Annotated in this window: 11 protein-coding genes; 4 read left to right on the forward strand and 7 right to left on the reverse strand. The window is 71.1% G+C overall.

Translation table 11 applies throughout. From position 1 onward, the window contains the following. The first annotated feature begins 14 nt into the window (after positions 1-14). From ACFPQ9_RS19905 to ACFPQ9_RS19915, 3 genes are all read left to right on the forward strand, one after another. Positions 15-1022, forward strand: a complete 1008-nt coding sequence (locus tag ACFPQ9_RS19905) for a LacI family DNA-binding transcriptional regulator (RefSeq protein ID WP_380854632.1) — start codon at positions 15-17, stop codon at positions 1020-1022. A gap of 107 nt (positions 1023-1129) precedes the next feature. Further along, on the forward strand, positions 1130-3172 hold the full coding sequence (locus ACFPQ9_RS19910; protein WP_380854634.1) for a glycoside hydrolase family 31 protein: 2043 nt from the start codon (positions 1130-1132) through the stop codon (positions 3170-3172). 52 nt (positions 3173-3224) lie between these two features. After that, positions 3225-4412: a sulfotransferase family protein gene (locus ACFPQ9_RS19915; protein ID WP_380854636.1), complete on the forward strand. Its 1188-nt coding sequence runs from the start codon at positions 3225-3227 to the stop codon at positions 4410-4412. 36 nt (positions 4413-4448) lie between these two features. On the opposite strand, the gene ACFPQ9_RS19920 is transcribed toward ACFPQ9_RS19915, so the two are convergent. The 7 genes from ACFPQ9_RS19920 to ACFPQ9_RS19950 form a co-directional block, all read right to left on the reverse strand. Next, a complete protein-coding gene (locus tag ACFPQ9_RS19920) occupies positions 4449-5165 on the reverse strand; it encodes a glycoside hydrolase family 12 protein (RefSeq protein WP_380854638.1) in 717 nt (238 codons plus the stop codon). A gap of 47 nt (positions 5166-5212) precedes the next feature. After that, the gene (locus ACFPQ9_RS19925) at positions 5213-7426 is read right to left on the reverse strand and encodes a glycosyl hydrolase family 95 catalytic domain-containing protein (RefSeq protein WP_380854640.1); all 2214 of its coding nucleotides are present in this window, start codon (positions 7424-7426) and stop codon (positions 5213-5215) included. Further along, positions 7423-9417 (reverse strand): beta-galactosidase, encoded by a 1995-nt coding sequence (locus ACFPQ9_RS19930; protein WP_380854642.1) that lies wholly within the window; start codon positions 9415-9417, stop codon positions 7423-7425. Before ACFPQ9_RS19930 ends, ACFPQ9_RS19925 begins: the two co-directional genes overlap by 4 nt. Further along, the gene (locus ACFPQ9_RS19935; protein WP_380854644.1) at positions 9417-11582 is read right to left on the reverse strand and encodes a WD40/YVTN/BNR-like repeat-containing protein; all 2166 of its coding nucleotides are present in this window, start codon (positions 11580-11582) and stop codon (positions 9417-9419) included. The genes ACFPQ9_RS19930 and ACFPQ9_RS19935 overlap by 1 nt, the downstream gene beginning before the upstream one ends. A gap of 117 nt (positions 11583-11699) precedes the next feature. Further along, positions 11700-12635 (reverse strand): carbohydrate ABC transporter permease, encoded by a 936-nt coding sequence (locus ACFPQ9_RS19940; RefSeq protein WP_380854646.1) that lies wholly within the window; start codon positions 12633-12635, stop codon positions 11700-11702. Next, entirely contained in the window at positions 12632-13666 is a 1035-nt protein-coding gene (locus ACFPQ9_RS19945) for an ABC transporter permease (RefSeq protein WP_380854648.1), read from the reverse strand. Before ACFPQ9_RS19945 ends, ACFPQ9_RS19940 begins: the two co-directional genes overlap by 4 nt. A gap of 26 nt (positions 13667-13692) precedes the next feature. Then, positions 13693-15390 (reverse strand): extracellular solute-binding protein, encoded by a 1698-nt coding sequence (locus ACFPQ9_RS19950; protein WP_380854650.1) that lies wholly within the window; start codon positions 15388-15390, stop codon positions 13693-13695. 176 nt (positions 15391-15566) lie between these two features. Between ACFPQ9_RS19950 and ACFPQ9_RS19955 the strand changes: the two genes are divergently transcribed. Next, positions 15567-18425 carry a glycoside hydrolase family 3 C-terminal domain-containing protein gene (locus tag ACFPQ9_RS19955; RefSeq protein WP_380854652.1) on the forward strand — a complete coding sequence of 953 codons (2859 nt, stop codon included), beginning with the start codon at positions 15567-15569 and terminating at the stop codon, positions 18423-18425. Positions 18426-18443: the final 18 nt, after the last annotated feature.

Genomic DNA, 18443 nt, shown 5'->3' on the forward strand with positions numbered 1-18443 from the left:
GCTTGGAGAGCTGGATGGTCACCCTCGCCGAGGTCGCCCAGCACGCCGGAGTCTCGGCGAGCACGGTGAGCTATGTCCTCAGCGGCAAGCGGTCGATCTCCGCGACCACCCGGCAGCGGGTCGAGCAGAGCATCCGCGACCTCGGCTACCACCCGAACGCGGGTGCCCGTGCGCTGGCCAGCAGCAGGTCGAACATCATCGCGCTGATGATCCCGCTGCGCACCGACATGTATGTGCCGGTGATGATGGAGATCGCCATCGCGGTGGCCACCACGGCCCGGACACACGGGTACGACGTCCTGCTGCTGACGGGTGAGGAGGGGCCGGACGCCGTCCGGCGCGTCACCGGCAGCGGGCTGGCCGACGCGATGATCCTGATGGACGTCGAGCTGGACGACGAGCGGCTGCCGCTGCTGCGCGCCTCCCACCAGCCGTCCGTGCTGATCGGGCTGCCCGCCGAGACCGCCGGGCTGACCTGTGTCGACCTCGACTTCGCGGCGACCGGAGCGCTGTGCGTGGAGCATCTGGCGACGCTGGGGCACCGCGACATCGCTGTCATAGGAGAGGCCCCGGCCGTCTACGAACGGCACACCGGTTTCGCGGAGCGCACGCTGGACGGACTCAGGCTGCGCTCCCGGGAGTTGGGGATGCGGCTGCTGCACCGGCCGTGCGAGCGCGGGTACGACGCCATGGCCGTCACCCTCGCCCGGATCTTCGACGAGCGCCCGAGCACCACGGGGTTCGTCGTGCAGAACGAGTCGGCGATCGAGCCGCTGCTCGCCCTGCTGCGCCGGCAGGGCCGTGCCGTGCCGGAGGACATGTCGGTCGTCGCGATCTGCCCCGACCAGGTCGCCACACAGGCCTCGGTGCGGCTGACATCGGTCTCCATCCCCGCGCAGGAGATGGGCCGGCATGCGGTGGAACAGCTGGTCGCCAAGCTGGACGGGCGCGGCTGCGACGAAGTCGTGCTGATCGCACCCGAGTTGACGGTCCGGGCGAGCACGGGTCCGGCCGCGTCCTGACGGGTTCCTCCCGCCCTCCGCACATGTCGCCCCCGCCGGGGCACCCCCTTGCCCGAAGTCCTCCAGTGTCCGCCCTCGGTGTCCGCACTCCTCCAGGAGCACGCAACGTGAATCACCCCGCTGAAACCCGGCCCCAGGTGAGCCTGGAGCAGTCCTCCCCCACCGTCGGCACGTTTCGTGAGCGGGACGGTGCGCTGGAGTGGAGCGGCCGGCAGGAGACCGTCCGCATCGAGCCCTGGGGGCCGGACGCGGTCCGGGTGCGTGCCAGGCTCGGTGGTCCGATCCTCGAGGGGCTGCCGGGTGCGCTGCTCGACGAACCGCCGGCCACGGAGAGCTCGGTCAAGATCGGTGACGGGGAGGCGCAGCTGACCGTGGGCGCGCTGACCGTCCAGGTCGGCGCCGAGGGCCTGATCCGCTTCCTGCGCACCGAGGACTGTGCCGAGCTCCTCGCGGAGGCCCGCGCCCACTTCTGGTGGCCGGGCCCGCGTCTGTATACCGCCGTCGGCAACGGCCACCACCGTCTGGAGCAGCGGTTCGCCGCCTACGAGGACGAGCGGCTGTACGGCCTCGGCCAGCACCAGCACGGCCGCCTCGACCAGAAGGGCCTGGTCCTGGACCTGGTCCAGCGCAACGCCGAGGTCTCCATCCCGGTGCTCTCCTCCAGCCGGGGCTACACCCTGCTGTGGAACAACCCGGCGATCGGCCGTGTGGAGCTCGCGCACAACGGCACCCGCTGGGTCGCCGACTCCGCCCGCCAGATCGACTACTGGATCACCGCGGGCACTCCGGCCGACGGCCAGCGCCGCTACAGCGCGGTGACGGGCCGTACGCCGATGCTGCCGGAGTGGGCGGCGGGCTTCTGGCAGTGCAAGCTGCGCTATCGCACCCAGGACGAACTCCTCGCCGTGGCACGGGAGTACAAGCGCCGGGGACTGCCGATCTCGGCGATCGTGTGCGACTTCTTCCACTGGACGCACCTGGGCGAGTGGAAGTTCGACCCGGCCGAGTGGCCGGACCCCGCCGCCATGGTCCGCGAGCTGGACGAGCTGGGCATCAAGCTGGTCGTGTCCGTGTGGCCGTCGGTGTCACCGCTGAGCGAGAACCACCCCGTGATGGAGCAGCGCGGTTACTTCATCGGCACCCAGTACGGCCCGATGGCACACGCCGACTGGCCCGACAAGCAGGTCGCCTCCACCGTCCAGATCGCCTTCTACGACGCCACCAACCCCGAGGCCCGGGAGTTCGTGTGGTCGAGGATCAAGGAGAACTACCTCGACCCGTACGGCATCACCGCCTTCTGGCTGGACGCCTGCGAGCCGGAGGTCAAGCCCGGCTTCCCGGAGAACCTGCGCTACTGGACGGGCCCCGGTCTGGAGGTCGGCAACAGCTACCCGGCCGAGAACTCCCGCACGTTCCACGAGGGTCTCCGCGCGGCGGGCGAGGACGAGATCGTCACCCTCAACCGGTCGGCGTGGGCGGGCAGTCAGCGCTACGGCGCCGCCCTGTGGTCCGGTGACATCGGCACCGACTTCCCGACCCTGCGCCGCCAGATCGCGGCCGGCCTGAACACCGCGCTGTCCGGCATCCCGTGGTGGAACACCGACATCGGCGGCTTCCACGGCGGCGACCCGGACGACCCGGCGTACCGCGAGGTCATGATCCGCTGGTTCCAGTTCGGCACCCTGTCCCCGCTGATGCGGCTGCACGGCTTCCGCGATCCGGGCATGCCGCTCGGCCCGGAGATGACGGGCGGTCCGAACGAGGTGTGGTCCTACGGCGAGCAGGCCGGTCCGATCCTGGAGAAGTACCTGCGGCTGCGCGAGCGCCTGAAGCCGTACGTCCTCGACGTGATGCGCGAGGCCCACGAGGAGGGTCTGCCGGTGCTGCGGCCGCTGTTCCTGGAGTTCCCCGGGGACGAGCCGGCCTGGCAGGTCGCCGACGCCTACCTGTTCGGGGCGGACCTGCTGGTGGCGCCGGTCCTGGAGGCGGGCGCGACGACCCGGACGACGTATCTTCCGGCCGGGGCGCGCTGGACGGACGCCTGGACCGGCGAGACGTACGAGGGCGGGCGGACGGTCACCGTCGACGCCCCGCTGGACCGGATCCCGCTGTTCCTGCGGGACGGGGCACGCCTGCCGATCGCCGAATAGTCAACTCAACTCGCCTCCTTTCAGGGCCCGTTCGGCGCGATAGGGTCGCCCCGTGTCCACGCCTCCCCTCGCTCTCGCCCTGGCCAATCAGCTGCTGCGGCCGGCGTTCGGCTCGCGGCGCCGTCCCGACCGGATCTTCGACCGGATCGTCGTGGAGACGGGAGAGGCCCCGGGGGACGGGCAGTTCGTCGACGACTTCCGGGCGCTGCTCGGCTGGTGGGCCAAGGCCGACAACCTCACCCCGGTCGGCTGGCAGTCGGCGCAGGTCTTCGTGCGCCGGCAGCTCGCCAACCGGGCCCGGATCCGCAGACTGATCGCCGAGCGTCCGGAGATCGAGCGGGAGCCGATCGACAAGCCGGTGTTCGTGGTGGGCCTGCCGCGCACCGCGACCACGGTCACCCACGCCGTGCTGGCCCTGTCGGCCGAGCACCGCGGCCCGCTGCTGTGGGAACTGCTCGCCCCCGACCTGGAGTTGCCGCCCCGCGAGCGCCGCAAGGCGATCACGGCCGGGCGCCGGATGGTCCAGGGCACCCACCTGTTCACGCCGCGCTTCCGCGACATCCACCCGATGGCGGCCGAGGGCCCGGAGGAGTGCACCTTCGCGCTGCCGCACGCCCTGATGCCGCTGTCGCAGGCGCTGATCCCCGAGTACGAGACGTGGTACCGCGAGCGGGACTTCACCGACGACTACCGCCATCTCAAGCAGGTGTTCCAGGTCCTGCAGTACGGCCGTCCGCGCCGCCGCTGGGTCCTGAAGTCGCCGCTGCACCTGGGCAACCTGGACGCCCTGCACAAAGTGTTCCCGGACGCCACGCTGGTGTGGTGCCACCGTGACCCGGTCACCGCCGTGGCGTCCTTCTGCAGTCTGATCGAGCACGGCATGACCGTCAGCACCCGCCCGCTCGACCTCCACGGCATCGGCGCGACCTGGTTCGGCCTGCTCGGCCGTGCCATGCGCCGCGGACTCGCGGCCCGTGCCGCCCTCCCCCGCGAGACGGTCGTGGAGGCCCCCTACTCCTGGCTCGGCACCGAGCCGGCCGCCGGGGCGCCCAAGCTCTACGACGCGGTCGGCGCGCGCTGGACGGACGCCGAGGCCGCCCGGCTCGCCAGTGCCGTCGCCCGCCCGAAGGGCACCCGCCCGCACCGCTACGACCTGGCCCGCTACGGCCTGGACCGCGATGAGGTCGAGGCCGCCTTCGCGGACTACAACGCCCTGCGGGCCGAGGTCGACCCCGTCTGAGGCGGGACGTGGGCCGGCCCCGGCCCCGGTGACACGTCAGCTGCTGCTGACGGTCAGATTGTTGGTGACGAAGTCGAGGCCGCCCGACGACGAGGTGATCTCGTAGCCGAACTGGACGTCACCGATGGTCTCGCCGCTGGACATCCAGCCCTTGGTGCCCGAGATCCAGGTGAGGATCGGCTTGATGTTGACGCTCCCGGAGCTGGAGTCGGAGGTCCGCAGGAACGAGAACACCTCGTTGGCGCCGTTGCTGCCCTTGTAGACGGTCCAGGTGTGACCGCCGAGGGTGACAGTGCCCTGGGAGGTGCCGAGCGGGCCGACGGCGCCGTTGTGGTTGACCCAGAGCATGATCTCGTAGTCGTAGTCGGTGTCCCAGATGTCGTACGACGTGTTGTACGCGCCGGACGACGGGACGGTGACGTTGTAGTTGCTGGTGAGCGAGCCGAGGGAGGCGATCGTCTTGTTGATCACCTTCTTGGCGTTCGGGTAGGACTTGATGCCGCCGGTGTTGGGATGGCTGGCCCAGACGCCCCAGTTGGTGCCGGAGTTGGCCCAGACGCACTGGCTGCCGGCGCCGGAGCCCCAGATGTTGTTGTAGAGCGTGTAGCCGTTGAGACTGGTGTTGCCCCACTGGTCGCAGGAGTTCCAGATGGCGGCCGAGGCGGGGGCGGAGGCGAGGCCGACGGTGGCACCGAGGGCCATCGCCGGGGCCAGCACGGCCGTGCTGATCTTGCGCAGTGCGCTCTTTGCCATGGTGTCCCTTTCCATGGGTGGGGGGAATCGCGGGGGATGTGCGGGGGTCACCACGCCCCGAGCTTGAGGACGTGGTCTTCTCCGGCGACGAGGTCGAGCGGTTGCGCGTCGCCGGCGGAAGTCCGGAGTTCTGTGCGGACGGTGCGGGACGGCCGCAGGACCGCCGTCGCCCCGCTGGACGTCCAGGTCAGGTCGACCTCTGCGCCGAACCTCGTGCGTACGCCCCGCAGGCGTCCCTCCGGACAGGTCTCCGGCACCGCCGGCAGCAGGACCAGCCGGTCCGGGGTCGACTGCACGAGCATCTCGATCAGTACGGCGGGCAGCGTGTGCGCGGCGTCCGCGTTGTAGACGTCGCGGCGCGGATAGTGGGCGCTCATCAGGGAGACGTGGAAGAAGTCGCCGCCGAGGACCTGGTCGAGGGCGTGGGCGACCCGCTCGCCGTCCCCGAGCCGGGCCGCGATCAGGGCGTGGTGGAGATGGCCGTGCGCGGAGTCGTTCTCGGCGCCGCGCAGTTCCAGGGCGCGGTGCGCGGCCGCCGCGAGGCCGGGGGTGTCGTACGGGTTGATCTCGTCGAGCGGCCAGACGCCGTAGAGGTGGCTGAGATGGCGGTGGTCGTAGGTGTCCTCCAGTCCGGGCCGAGCCCATTCCGCGAGGGCTCCGTCGGCGTTGATCCGGTGCGGCGGGAGCCGGTCGGCGAGGGTGCGCCAGCGGTCGGCCGCGGGGGTGCCGGGGTGGTAGCGAGCGGCCGTGCGCAGGGCGTGCCGGGCCGCCGAGAGGTCCATGGCCGCGTTGACCGCGCCCCAGCTCGCGTTCGCCGGGCGGTTCTCCGGCGAGTAGGAGGGGACGACGACGAGATGGCCGTCGTCGTCGGTGCGGGTGAGGAAGTCCTCGTAGAACAGGGCGGCTTCGGCGAGGGCGGCCGCGGTGCGCGGGTCGCGCTCGCCCCAGGTCTCGTCGTGGTCGACCAGGGGCTTGAGGAGCCAGTCGGCGCCCGCGGTCCACAGGTGCAGCGGGTACTCGCGGCTGAAGTGGTAGAGGTGCCCGGACTCGCCGTCGGTGTGGGCCGGCGCCACCACGCCCCGGGCGCCGAAGATCGCGCGGGCGTTGTCGCGCCAGTGGTCCATCTGGCCGTGGACGAGGGTGGCGTGGGCCTCGGTCACCTCGGGGAGCGCGGCCGACGCGGCCGACGCGGTCTGGAGGTTGAGGTTGGCGTCGGTGGTGAAGGCACCCGACCAGGCCGTGTTCCAGTCGCCGGTCCACAGGCCGGTGAGACGGGGCGGCAGCATGCCGGAGGCGGAGAGCAGGTGGTAGCGGCCGGCCGCGAAGAGGCGTTCCAGAAGGGCGGGGCTCTTTCGGCGGCGGACCAACTCCGAACCGGGAAGGGCCCTTTCGGTGTCGTCCGCGGCGAGGTCGAGGCCGGCGCGGAGGTAGGCGGGGCGGTGCAGGGCGGTGTGACGGGCGAGGAGCGAGGCGTAAGGGTCCTCGTCGGCGCCCTCCGGCAGGAGCGCGCGCAGGGCGCGTGCCTCGGCGAGGACGTCCAGATCGCCGGTGTGGCGCCGGACGCGGGTGAGGAGGAGCAGGGCACCGGCGTTCTCGACCCGGACGCCGGGGACGGAGGTGTGGGTGCGGCCGCCGGTGACGACGGCGAGGGTGACGCCGGTGTAGGCGCGGTCGCTGCCGGGATAGCGGACGCGGAGGGCGAGCAGCGCGCCCTCGGGGGTGAGGACGGTGCTGTGCCCCACCGCCAAGTCGCGCGGTGCGCCCGGGAGTCGGTGGTCCAGGGTCACTACGGTGGTGAGGCCGGGCTCGGTGACGCGGTGGACGATGACGTCGTCGGCGCGGGAGACGAAGACCTCGCTGTGCCAGGCGCCCTGGACGGCCGTGCAGACGCCGGTGGTGAAGTCGACCTCGCGACGGTAGTCCGCGCCCGCCTCGGGGGCCGCGCCGCCCAGCCGGATCCGGAACGCCGGATGGAAGGGCTGCACCCACTGGAGTTCCCGCCCGTCCGTGAAGCTCTCGGCGGCGGCGACGTCCCCGGTCAGCAACCGGTCCTGGAGCAGCGGGAGTTCGGCGGCGAGGGCGGGTGGCCGGGCGTGTTCGCCGCCGTTGGGGCGGACCAGGGTGTGATGGTTGACGATGACCCGGTCGACGTTCGGATCGCCGAACGCCATGATGCCGTGCCGGCCGTTTCCGCTCAGGAAGGCGTCCTCCCAGCGGGCGGCGGGGGCCGGCTCCCAGGTCCCGTGCACCGGCCGGCTCATGAGACGGCCTCCAGCACGGCCACCCCGTACCGCCCGAGTTCGACGGTGTCGGCGACATCGGCGCCGGTCAGCAGCTCACGATGGCGGCCGGGCACCGGCACGGTGACCCGGTCGCGCCCGTGATGGAGCAGGAACAGCAGCTCTCCCCGTCGTACCGCCTCCACCCCGGCCGGAAGCCCGGCGAGGACCGGCCGTACGCCCGCCTCGGCGGCGATGTCGGCGAGCAGCGTGCGCAGGGCGTGCGGCTCGGGAAGGGTGGAGAAGTACCGGGCGCGCCCCTTGCGCAGAACCGCCGGGAGCCCGTCCAGCTCGCCGCCCTTGTACGGGGTGACGGCGTCGATGTCGTCCGCCGCCTCGATCTCCTCGGACCACAGGGTGCCGCGGAACCCCTCGACGTGCACCGTCTCCCCCGCGTCCAGCGGCCACCACTCGTGCAGCACGCGGATGCCGAACAGGTCGCGCAGCCGGGCGTCCATGCCGCCCTCGCGGACCCGGTCGTCCTCGTCGGCGACGCCGGTCTGGAAGCCGGCGACGAGGGTGCCGCCTTGGTGGACGTAGGTGACGAGGTTGTCGATGGCCGCGTCCGTCATCAGACAGAGCTGCGGGACGACGGCCAGTTTGTACGCCGACAGGTCGTGCTCGGGATGGGCGAAGTCGGCGGTGGTGTGCGCCTCCCACAGGGCGCGATGCCAGGCGCGGACGACCTGCGGGAGGTCGGTCTCGGAGGACAGCCGTCCCTCCTGCCGGCTCGCCCACCAGGCGTTCCAGTCGAGGAGTACGGCGACCTCGGCGGCCTCGGCCCGGGTGTCCGCCACCTTCGCGCCGAGCAGGGCGAGTTCGGCGCCGATGCGCTTGACCTCCTGGAAGGTGCGGCCGTGCTCGCCCGCGTGACCGACCATCCCGGAGTGGAACTTCTCCGAGCCCTGCCGTGACTGACGCCACTGGAAGTAGCAGACGGCGTCGGCGCCGCGGGCCACCGCCTGGAGGGACCAGAGCCGGTTGAGTCCGGCGGGCTTGGGGTGGTTGACCCCGCGCCAGTTGACCGGCCCCGCGGCCTGCTCCATCACCATCCAGGGGCCGCCCCGGGCCTGCGAACGGGTCATGTCGTGCACGAGCGCCCCGTACTGCCCGCCGAACGGATCCCTGGGATCCGGGTAGACGTCGACGGAGACTACGTCCTCCTGCCCGGCCCACCGCCAGGCGTCCAGCCCCTGCCACAGCGCCATGAAGTTGGTCGTCACCGGGATGTGCGGGGTGTGCCGGGTCACGATATCCCGCTCGGCGAGGTAGCACTCCAGCAGCGCGTCGGAGGTGAACCGCCGGAAGTCCAGAACCTGGGTGGGGTTCTTCATGTAGTGCGCCCGGCGTGGCGGCAGGACCTCGTGCCAGTCGCCGTAGCCCTGGCTCCAGAAGGCGGTTCCCCAGGCCCGGTTGAGGGCGTCGAGCGTGCCGTACCTGGCCCGGAGCCAGCCGCGGAAGGCCGTCTCGGCCTCGTCGCCCCAGTCGTAGGTGCAGTACTCGTTGTTGATGTGCCACATCCGCAGCGCGGGGTGGCCTGCGTAGCGGGCGGCGAGGTCCTCGGTGATGGCGGCGGCGTAGCGGCGGTAGGTCGCGCTGGAGTGGGAGAAGTGCTGGCGGGAGCCCCACCACTCGGTCCGGCCGTCCTCGTCACGCGGGAGGGTCTCGGGGTGCAGACGGCCCATCCAGGGCGGCGGCGAGGAGGTGGGGGTGGCGAGGACGACGCCGATGCCGTTCTCGTGCATGAGGTCCATCAGACGGTCCAGCCAGCCGAACTCCCGGGCGCCCGGCCGGGGTTCGAGCTTCGCCCAGGAGAAGACACCGAGGGTGACCGAGTTGACCCCGGCCTCCTTCATCAGCCGGACGTCCTCGTGCCAGATCTCCTCGGGCCACTGCTCGGGGTTGTAGTCGCCGCCGAAGAGGACGCGGCCGCGGGTGGCGTCGCTCAGGGCAGGACCTTTTCGCTCCGGCATCAGACGGGCTCCCCGTACTGCACGCCCCGCCCGTTGGTGGCGAGGTAGACACGGCCGTGGATGCGCGGGTCACCGGTGATCGCGGCACCGATCCAGCCCCACTGATGCCGGTCGTCGTTGATCCGCACCCAGCTCTTCGCCTCGTCGTCGGAGCGGTACACGGCGGTGCCGGTCCCGGTGGAGCCGACCAGGTAGACGGCCGGGTAGGAGGCGCCCGGGGCGGCCCTGCCGAAGCCGAGGGTGTACGAGGCCCAGCAAGTGGAGACCTTGGTGAAGGTGCCGCCGCCGTCGGTGGAGCGGTAGAGGCCGTTCCACTTGAGGCTCAGCCACAGGTCGCCGGACCGGCCGGGCGCCACGGCCAGCTGGAACTCCCTGTCGCCCGAGCTCAGCCCGCCGGCCCGCGCGGCGAAGGTCAGTCCGCCGTCGGTGCTGGCGTGGAGGGTGCCGGTGGCGGTGTCGAAGGCGTAGAAGACGGACGGGTCGACCGGGTCCGCGACCGGCGTGGCGCCCTTGGGGAAGGTGCTGACCTCGGACCAGGTGGCGCCATTGTCGGCGGAGCGCTGCGCCGGGTAGGGGGTGCCGTCCCAGTGCACGAAGGACCACAGCAGCACGCTGCCGTCGGCGTTGGCGGCGATCGGCCCCGGCGCGTCCTTGGCGATGGCGGGCTGCGCCGGGAAGGGCGTCCAGGTCCGGCCGCCGTCGTTCGACCAGGCGCCGTTGCCGTGGTCGCCCCAGCCCGCACGGACGACGTACGACGGCCTGGCGGCGGCCTGCGCGAGTCCGGTGGCGGTCCCGAAGACGGGGTTGTCGGCCATGCCGCGCGCCGGGGACGCGGTGAGCGACTCGTGGTACATCACGCCGATGTCCCCGTTGCCGCTGATCAGGTGGGCCTTCCCGGCCGGCGGCGAGATCAGCTGACGGACGGAGGTCTCCTCCAGACCGCGGATCTGCGGGGCCCAGTGCCTCAGATCCCGAGTGCCGTAGAGAGTCGCGCCCGTCCCGTACACGACATGCCGTGAGTCGTACGGGTCGAGGGCGACGGCCTGGATCCACCAGCCGAACTTCGGCTCGTCCTCGCCCCACTTGAGGTAGGGCGTCTCGGAGACGTCGAGGACGGCCGTGTCCTTCAGGGACGTCCAGGTGCGGCCGGCGTCGGTGGTCCGGTACAGGGTGTCGACGGCGGCCCACCGGTTGTTGGTGGAGACGACGACGGTGCCGGGGCGGCGGGCGTCGACGGCGACCCCGCCGTACCCGAAGGTGTCGCTACCGCCGGGCTTCACCGGCGTGACCTCCGTCCACTCGCCGTCCGTCGTGCGCAGCCGGTGCACACTGCCGTCCGCCTGCCCGTTGGGTCCGGGCGCGTCGGCGTACGTCACGTACAGCTCGCGGGTGTGGCGGTCGTACGCGGCGCGGACGGGCACCTTGGCGGCGGTGCCCGTTGGCTGTCCGGGCACGGCCTCCCAGGTGGTGCCGTCGGACGTGCGGTACAGGTTCACGGCCCCCGCGGTGCCGTCGCCGTCACCCCAGCCGGCGTAGACGGCCCGGCCCGCGGCGACCAGGAAGGTCACGCCCTGACCGGCGGCAGCAGGTGGGGCCGGGAAGCTCGCCGCCCGCCAAGTCGCGCCCCGGTCGGTCGACTTGCGCAGCCCGTCGTGCCGGGTGCCGAGCCAGAGCGTGTCGCTGTCCCGCGGATCCACGAGCAGCCGCTCCCCGCACCCCCGCCCGTCCTCGTTGGCCCCGAGCTTCACGGCGAGATCGGTGCGCTGCCAGGTGCTCCCGCGGTCCTCGGAGCGCAGCACGGCTCCGTTGCCGGCCCACGACTGGGCGTAGGTGCCGAGGGCGAGGTACAGCCGGTCGGGGTGCCGTGGGTCGACGGCCATCGCCTCCACCCCGAGCAGATTCCAGTCGTCCCACCCGATGTGATCGGTCAACGCCACCCACCGCCCGTCCCGCTCGTCCCACCGGTAGCCACCACCGATATCGGTACGGGCGTAGACGAGACCGCGAACGGAGGGGTGGAAGAGAACACCAGTCACGAATCCGGTGCCACCGATGACGGCGTTGCGCCAGCGGTACGCGTGGCTGGCGGCGACCGCGGGCGAGGGGAGGGTGGTGAGCACGGCGGCGACAGCGGCCCCGGCAAGTACGGCTCTCCTGCTAGGCATGACATACCTCGTTCTGCAACAGGGGGAGGGAAACGCGCCCCAAAGGGGCGCGGGCCTGTATCGATATGCGGCTCCGCCGCGGGGCGCGACCAGCCACAAACAACCCGCACCCGCCAATCAGCCCTTGACCGCCCCCGTGAGCATGCCTTTCTTGAAATGCTTCTGGACAAAGGGAGAAAGCACGGCAACGGGCAGCAACGCCATCACCATGACCGCCATCTGCACAGCAAGCCCCGACAGCTGCCCCGTCTTGATGGCCTGCCCCAGCCCGACCGGCGCTTCCTGCTTCTGCACCAGCTGGATCATGACGTTCTGGAGCGGCATCATGTCCTGGTCGTTCAGATACAGCGAGGCGTTGAACCACGCGCTCCAGTACCCCACCGCGTAGAACAGCGTGATCACCGCGATGACGGCCCGCGACAACGGCATGACGATCTGCCAGAGGATCCGCAGCTCCCCCGCCCCGTCGATGCGCGCGCTGTCGATGAGTTCCTGCGAGATCCCCATGAAGAACCCGCGCAGCACAAGGATGTTGAACACACTCACCGCGCTCGGCAGGATCAGCGCCAGATAGGAGTCCGTCAGCCCGAGGGTCTGCACCAGCAGATACGTCGGGATGAGCCCGGCGCTGAAGAACATCGTCGCCAGCAGCGTCAGCAGGATCCAGCGGTGGCCCAGCGACCCGGTCCGCGACAGCCCGTACGCGCACAGCACGGACACGGCCATCGAGAACAGCGTGCCGACGAGGGTGACCAGGACGCTGATGACGGCCGCCCGCGTGACCTGCCCGCCGCTCAGCAGTTCCGTGTAGGCGATGAAGGTGATGTCCTTCGGCACCATCACCAGGCCCCCGGCCTCGTCGATCGTCTTCCGCGACGACAGACTCGTCACGACGACGATCCACAGCGGGAAGAGGATCCCGAGGCAGGCAAGCGTCAGCGCGAGGCCCTTGCCCGCGAGGCCGGCCCGGGAGGGCTCCTCCTCCCAGCTGGGCCGGGGCGGCGCCGCCCACCGGCCGGGCCCGCGCACCGTCTTGTCGATCACGGCGGTCACTTCTTGTACACCCCCTGCTCGCCCATGAGATGGGCCACCTTGTTCGCGGCGAGGACCAGTCCGAGGCTGACGACTCCCTTGACCAGGCCGGCGGCGGCCGCGTAGCCGAAGTCCTGGTTGCGCACGCCGTTCCACCACACGAAGGAGTCGAGGACCTCGGCGGCGCCCGGCCCGACCATGTCCCGTTGCAGCAGGATCTGTTCGAAGCCGACGGTCAGCGCGTCCCCCACCCGCAGCACCAGCAGCAGGGCGATCACGGGCCGCAGCGCGGGCAGCGTGACGTGCCACATGCGGCGCCACCGGCCCGCGCCGTCCATCGCGGCGGCCTCGTAGAGGTCGGGCGGCACCGAGGCGAGCGCGGCGAGGAAGACGATGATCCCCCAGCCGGCGTCCTTCCACACGCTCTGTGCGGTGATGAGCAGCGGGAAGGTGTTCGGGTCGGTCATGAAGTCGAGGCCGTCGTAGCCGTGTTGCCGCAGCAGCTGGGAGAAGATCCCGGCGCCGCCGAACAGTTGCTGGAAGACGGCGATGACCAGCACCCAGGAGAAGAAGTGCGGCAGGTACAGGATCGCCTGTGAGACCGCCCGGATCCGGGGCCTGACCACGCTGTTGATGAGCAGGGCGAGCAGGATCGGGATCGGGAAGAACAGCACGAGCTGGAGGAAGAACAGGATCAGCGTGTTCTGGACGGCGTTCCAGAACGCCGAGTCCTCGAAGATCCGCTGGAAGTTCTCCATGCCCACGAAGGGGCTGTTCAGGATGGAGACGACGCCGTTGTCGCTGATGTAGGGGTCGTAGTCCTGGAAGGCGACGACGTTGCCGAGGATCGGTACGTAGTTGAAGAGCAGGACCAGCACGACGGCCGGCAGCGTCATCAGGAGCAGCAGCCGGTCCCGTCTGAACCGGATCCTGAAGCTCAGCTTCCCCGGCGGACGCTTCCCCGCGGGGCCGGTGGCGACGCCTGACGCCACCGGGGTCTTCGCCGTCATGTCCGCCTCGGCCCTGTTCCGAGGCACCGTGCTGTGCGACACGGCCATCTCCTCGCCTCGAACCCGGATCAGTCGGCCGCGCTGCCGTTCTCGTCGAGGATCTTCTTGTACCAGTCGCGCAGCTTGTCGCCGCCCTTGCTCTTCCAGTCGGAGACGGCCTGCTGCATGTCGCCGATCTTCTTGCGGCCGCGGGCGATGTCGTCCTCCAGTTGCTCGAAGTCGTTGGAGAGGTTGGTGTAGCGGGCGGGCTCGGTGATCTGCATGCCCCAGAACGACGACTTCTTGGTGAGCGCGCCCATCCGCTGCTGCCACTCGACCTGCGCCTTGGCGATGTCCGGGAAGTCGGGGTGGGCGAGGGTGGAGGCGGGGCTCGCGACCATGACGTAGGCGTTGAGGACTTCGTTGTTCCCCTGGTCGGTCTTGACCGGGACGCCGTCCTTGAGGGTGTAGTGGGTGCCCTCCACGCCGTAGTTGGTGAGCATGTACTCCTTGGTGCCGTACGGCGCCGCCGTGACGTTGGCGACGGCCAGCGCGTCACGGACCACTGCCTCCGGGGCCTTCTTGTTGACGAAGGCGAAGATGCCGGCGGGCTGTGCGGCCCACGGGATGGGGTCGTTGCCGCCGGCGCCGAAGATGTCCATGCCGGAGACCTTGAAGTCCGGGTTCTGGGTGGCCTGGGAGGCGGTCAGGCCGTACCAGCTGGAGATGTCGTTGTTGTAGATCAGGAACTCACCGGCGGCGAACTTGGTCTGCGGGTCGGTGGCCTGGCTCTTGCCGAGCTTGAAATCGGGGTGCACGACGCCGACCGCGAACAGCTTGCGCGTCCACTCCAGCGCCTCCAGGTACTCCTCGGTCTCGATGCGGTAGACCAGCTTGCCGTCGACGAGGTTCCAGCCGAGCGGTTTCTCCGAACCGGACAGCACGCCGAAGGAGTTGAACGCGGTCCACTTCATGTCGCCGCAGGCCCACACCTTGGCCTTGGCGTTGGTGATGTCCTTCGCAAGCGCCAGGAACTCGTCGGCGGAGGTGGGGACCTGGTACCCCTCCTTCTCGAAGACGTCCTGGCGGTAGAGGGGCACGATGTTGGTGACGTACGACGCCGGCATCGGCAGTCCGCGCAGCGCGCCGCCGAAGATCGAGCGCTGCCAGGCGTCCGTCGGGATCGCCGCGAGGTTGGGGTACTCCTTGACCTTGTCCCCGGAGAGGTAGGGGCCGAGGTCGGCGAACTTGCTGATGATGGCGCTGGGTATCTTGCCGCCCATGTTCCAGCCGGGGACCACCACGATGTCGGGGACGTCGCTGGAGGCGAGGACCGCGCCGAGCTTCTGGTCGTAGGTGTTGCCGTCCTGGTTCTGCCACCGGACGTCGACGCCGATCAGGTCGTTCATGGCCGTGTAGTAGGGGTTGGAGCCCTTCGGCGGGGAGCCCCAGAACGGCGACATGACGGTGACCTTGCCGCCCTTGCCGAGCTTCCTCGTGACCGACGTCTTCAGGTCCGCGAGGTCGAGCTTGCCGGTGAAGCCGTTCGAGGAGCCGTTCTTCGACGGGATGTCCGGCGTCACCACGTTGCCGGCCACGTACGTCGGCAGGATCTTCTTCGCGTCCTTGCCAGAGGTGGTCCCCTCACGCGAACCGCTGTCCGAACCGCCGCACGCGGCGAGCAGCGGCATCCCGCCGGCCACCGCCGCGGTGGCGACCGCCGTGGAGGCGAGGAAGCTTCTCCGGCTCGGTCCGGAGGAGACGGAGGAGGCGGCTTTCGGCGTCATTGCGTCAACCCCACTGTCGAAGCGCTTCGATGTTGCAGCGAGGTTAAGTGAACGCCCATGGGTGCACAAGAGTCGCTTCCAAGATTCCCTAGGTGTCTTGACACCCACCCCGCAGCCGAATCAGCATCGAAGCGCTTCGAAAGAGCCGAGCCGATCCATCGCAAGGGGATCCCCACGTGACCGCACACACCCCGCACACGCCACCCTTCCGCGATCGGCGCCTGCCGTTCGCGAAGCGCATCGACGACCTTCTGTCGCGGCTCACGCTCGACGAGAAGATCGGGTTGCTGCACCAGTTCACGCCCGCGGTCGAGCGGCTGGGCGTCGCGGCCTTCCGCACCGGCCAGGAGGCGCTGCACGGGGTGGCGTGGATGGGCCCGGCCACCGTGTTCCCGCAGGCGGTCGGCCTCGGCGCGACCTGGAACACGGACCTCGTACGACGCGTCGGCGAGGCCGTCTCCAAGGAGGCCCGCGCGATGCGCGCACGCGACGACCGCGTCGGCCTCAACGTCTGGTCCCCCACGGTCAACCTGCTGCGCCACCCCCTGTGGGGCCGGGGCGAGGAGGGCTACTCCGAGGACCCGAACCTCACCTCCGCCATCGCCACCGCATACACCCGCGGCCTGCGCGGCAACCATCCCACGTACTGGCGCACCGCGCCCGTCCTCAAGCACTGGCTGGCGCACAACAACGAGACGGGCCGCGACGTCACGTCCTCCTCGGTCCGCCCGCGCGTCCTGCACGAGTACGACCTGCGCGCCTTCCGCGCGACGGTCGAGGCGGGCGCGACGGCCGGGGTGATGCCGGCGTACAACCTGGTCAACGGCCGCCCCAACCACCTCTCGCCGTATCTGCGCGAGCACCTGCGCACCTGGACCGACGAGGACCTGCTGGTCTGCTCGGACGCGGGCGCGCCGTCCAACCTGGTCGACTCCGAGCACTACTTCGACACCCACGAGGAGGCCACCGCCGCGGCCCTGCTGGCCGGCGTCGACAGTTTCACCGACCACGGCACCGACAGCTCGAAGATCACCGCACGGGTCCGCGGCGCCCTGGACCGGGGCCTGCTGACCGAGGCGCACCTCGACACGGCCGTGCGCAGACAGCTCTCGGTGCGCTTCCGGCTCGGCGAGTTCGACCCCGAGGACGACCCGCACGCCCTCACCCGGGACTTCGACACCCCGGCGCACCGGGCCCTGGCCCAGGAGGCCGCCGAGCAGGCTGTGGTGCTGCTGAAGAACAGCGCGGGCCTGCTGCCGCTCGCACCCGACACCCGGCTCGCGGTGGTCGGCCTGCTCGCCGACGAGTGCAAGCTCGACTGGTACAGCGGCACGCTCATCCACCGCTCCACCCCGCTGGAGGGCCTGTACGAACGGTTCGGCGCGCGGCGCGTCGAGTTCGCGGAGGGCGTCGACCGCATCCTGCTGAAGACCTCCTCCGGCGCCTTCCTGCACGTCCCGGAGGCGGACGCCGACGACGACGTGCACGGCGCCGAGGGCGCCCTCGACCCGGCACTGCTGGCCGGCCGCACCGACCTGCCGGCCCTGACCACCGACCCGGTCGGCACCGAACTCGCCCTGGTGGACTGGGGCGAGGGCGTGCTGACCCTGCGCGCACCCGACGGCCGCTATCTTTCCGTCGCAGGGGACGGCCGGGTCCGCGCCTCCGCCGACCAGCCGGGGGGCTGGGTCGTCCAGGAGACGTTCCGCCTGGAACCGCACGCGAGGGGACACCTCCTGAGGCACATCGGCACCGGTCACCACGTCTCAGTCGCCGCCGACGGGGTGCGGGTTGCCGGAGCCGACCCGGAAGTCTTCGAGCTGATCGTCGTCGAGCGCGGCGAGGACGCGGTGGCCGGGGCCGCCGCGCAGGCCGACGTGGTCCTGGTGGTCGCGGGCAACGACCCGCACATCAACGGCCGCGAGACCGAGGACCGTACGACGCTCGCCCTCCCCGCCCACCAGGAGCGCCTGCTGCGCGCCGCCCGCGCCGCCAACCCGAACACGGTCCTGGCGCTGGTGTCGGCGTACCCGTACGCGTTCGACCCGGCGGATCTCCCGGCGATCCTGTGGACGTCCCACGGCGGCCAGGCGGCCGGCACCGCCCTGGCCCGCGTCCTGGCCGGCGACGTCTCCCCCGCCGGCCGCCTCCCACAGACCTGGTACGCCTCCGACGCCGACCTGCCCGATCTCCTCGACTACGACGTGATCGGCGGCCGGCAGACCTACCTGTACTTCGAGGGGACGCCACTGTTCCCGTTCGGCCACGGCCTGTCGTACGCGGCCTTCTCCTACGCCGATCTGACGACCCGTACGGCGGACGGCTCGCTGCACGTCTCCTTCACGGTCACGAACACCGGCGACATGGCGGCCGACGAGGTGGCGCAGGTGTACGCCCGCGCCGTGGATCCGTCGGTGCCCCGTCCGCGCCGCGAGCTGCTGGCGCACGACAGGGTGCGTCTGGAACCGGGCGAGCGCAGGGAGCTGGCCTTCGAAGTCCCCCTGTCCGCCTTCGACTTCTGGGACGTGGCGCGGGGCGGATGGCGCCGCGAGCCGGGATCGTACGAGGTGCTGGCCGGCGCCTCCAGCCAGGACGTCCGGCTGCGGACGACGGTCGTCCTGGACGGCGAACCCGCGGCCCCGCGGCCCGTCCTCCGACGGGGCCTGTCCGCGGCCGACTTCGACGAGCAGAGCGGCGTCGCGATCGTCGACCGCACGAAGACCTCGGGCGACGCGGTGACGGCGGCCGAGGGCTGGTCGGGCGCACTGCTCTACCGCGACTGCGACTTCGGTGACGGAACCACCGAGGTGTCGGTGACGGTGTCGGGCGAGGGCACGGTCGAGGTGTCGGCGGCCGACGGTCCGGTGCCAGCGGGCGACGGCCCGGTGTCGGCCGTACTGACGTCGAGGGTGTCCGGGTCGGGCCCGTACGACTACCGGACGCTCACCGCCCGGTTCACCGCCCAGGGCATCCGCGACGTCCGCATCGGACTGCGCGGCCCGCTGCGGCTCGCGCACGTCGGCTTCTCCGGTTGAGGGTCCGGACCAGGCCGG

Source organism: Streptomyces coerulescens (assembly GCF_042657965.1).
Classification (GTDB): Bacteria; Actinomycetota; Actinomycetes; order Streptomycetales; family Streptomycetaceae; genus Streptomyces; species Streptomyces coerulescens.

What these genes read in the sequence shown, in the direction of transcription:
- ACFPQ9_RS19930 (WP_380854642.1), bottom strand. Translation starts at nt 9,417, where the DNA reads ATGCCGGAGCGAAAAGGTCCTGCCCTGAGCGACGCCACCCGCGGCCGC.
- ACFPQ9_RS19920 (WP_380854638.1), bottom strand. Translation starts at nt 5,165, where the DNA reads ATGGCAAAGAGCGCACTGCGCAAGATCAGCACGGCCGTGCTGGCCCCG.
- ACFPQ9_RS19905 (WP_380854632.1), top strand. Translation starts at nt 15, where the DNA reads ATGGTCACCCTCGCCGAGGTCGCCCAGCACGCCGGAGTCTCGGCGAGC.
- ACFPQ9_RS19925 (WP_380854640.1), bottom strand. Translation starts at nt 7,426, where the DNA reads ATGAGCCGGCCGGTGCACGGGACCTGGGAGCCGGCCCCCGCCGCCCGC.
- ACFPQ9_RS19935 (WP_380854644.1), bottom strand. Translation starts at nt 11,582, where the DNA reads ATGCCTAGCAGGAGAGCCGTACTTGCCGGGGCCGCTGTCGCCGCCGTG.
- ACFPQ9_RS19950 (WP_380854650.1), bottom strand. Translation starts at nt 15,390, where the DNA reads ATGACGCCGAAAGCCGCCTCCTCCGTCTCCTCCGGACCGAGCCGGAGA.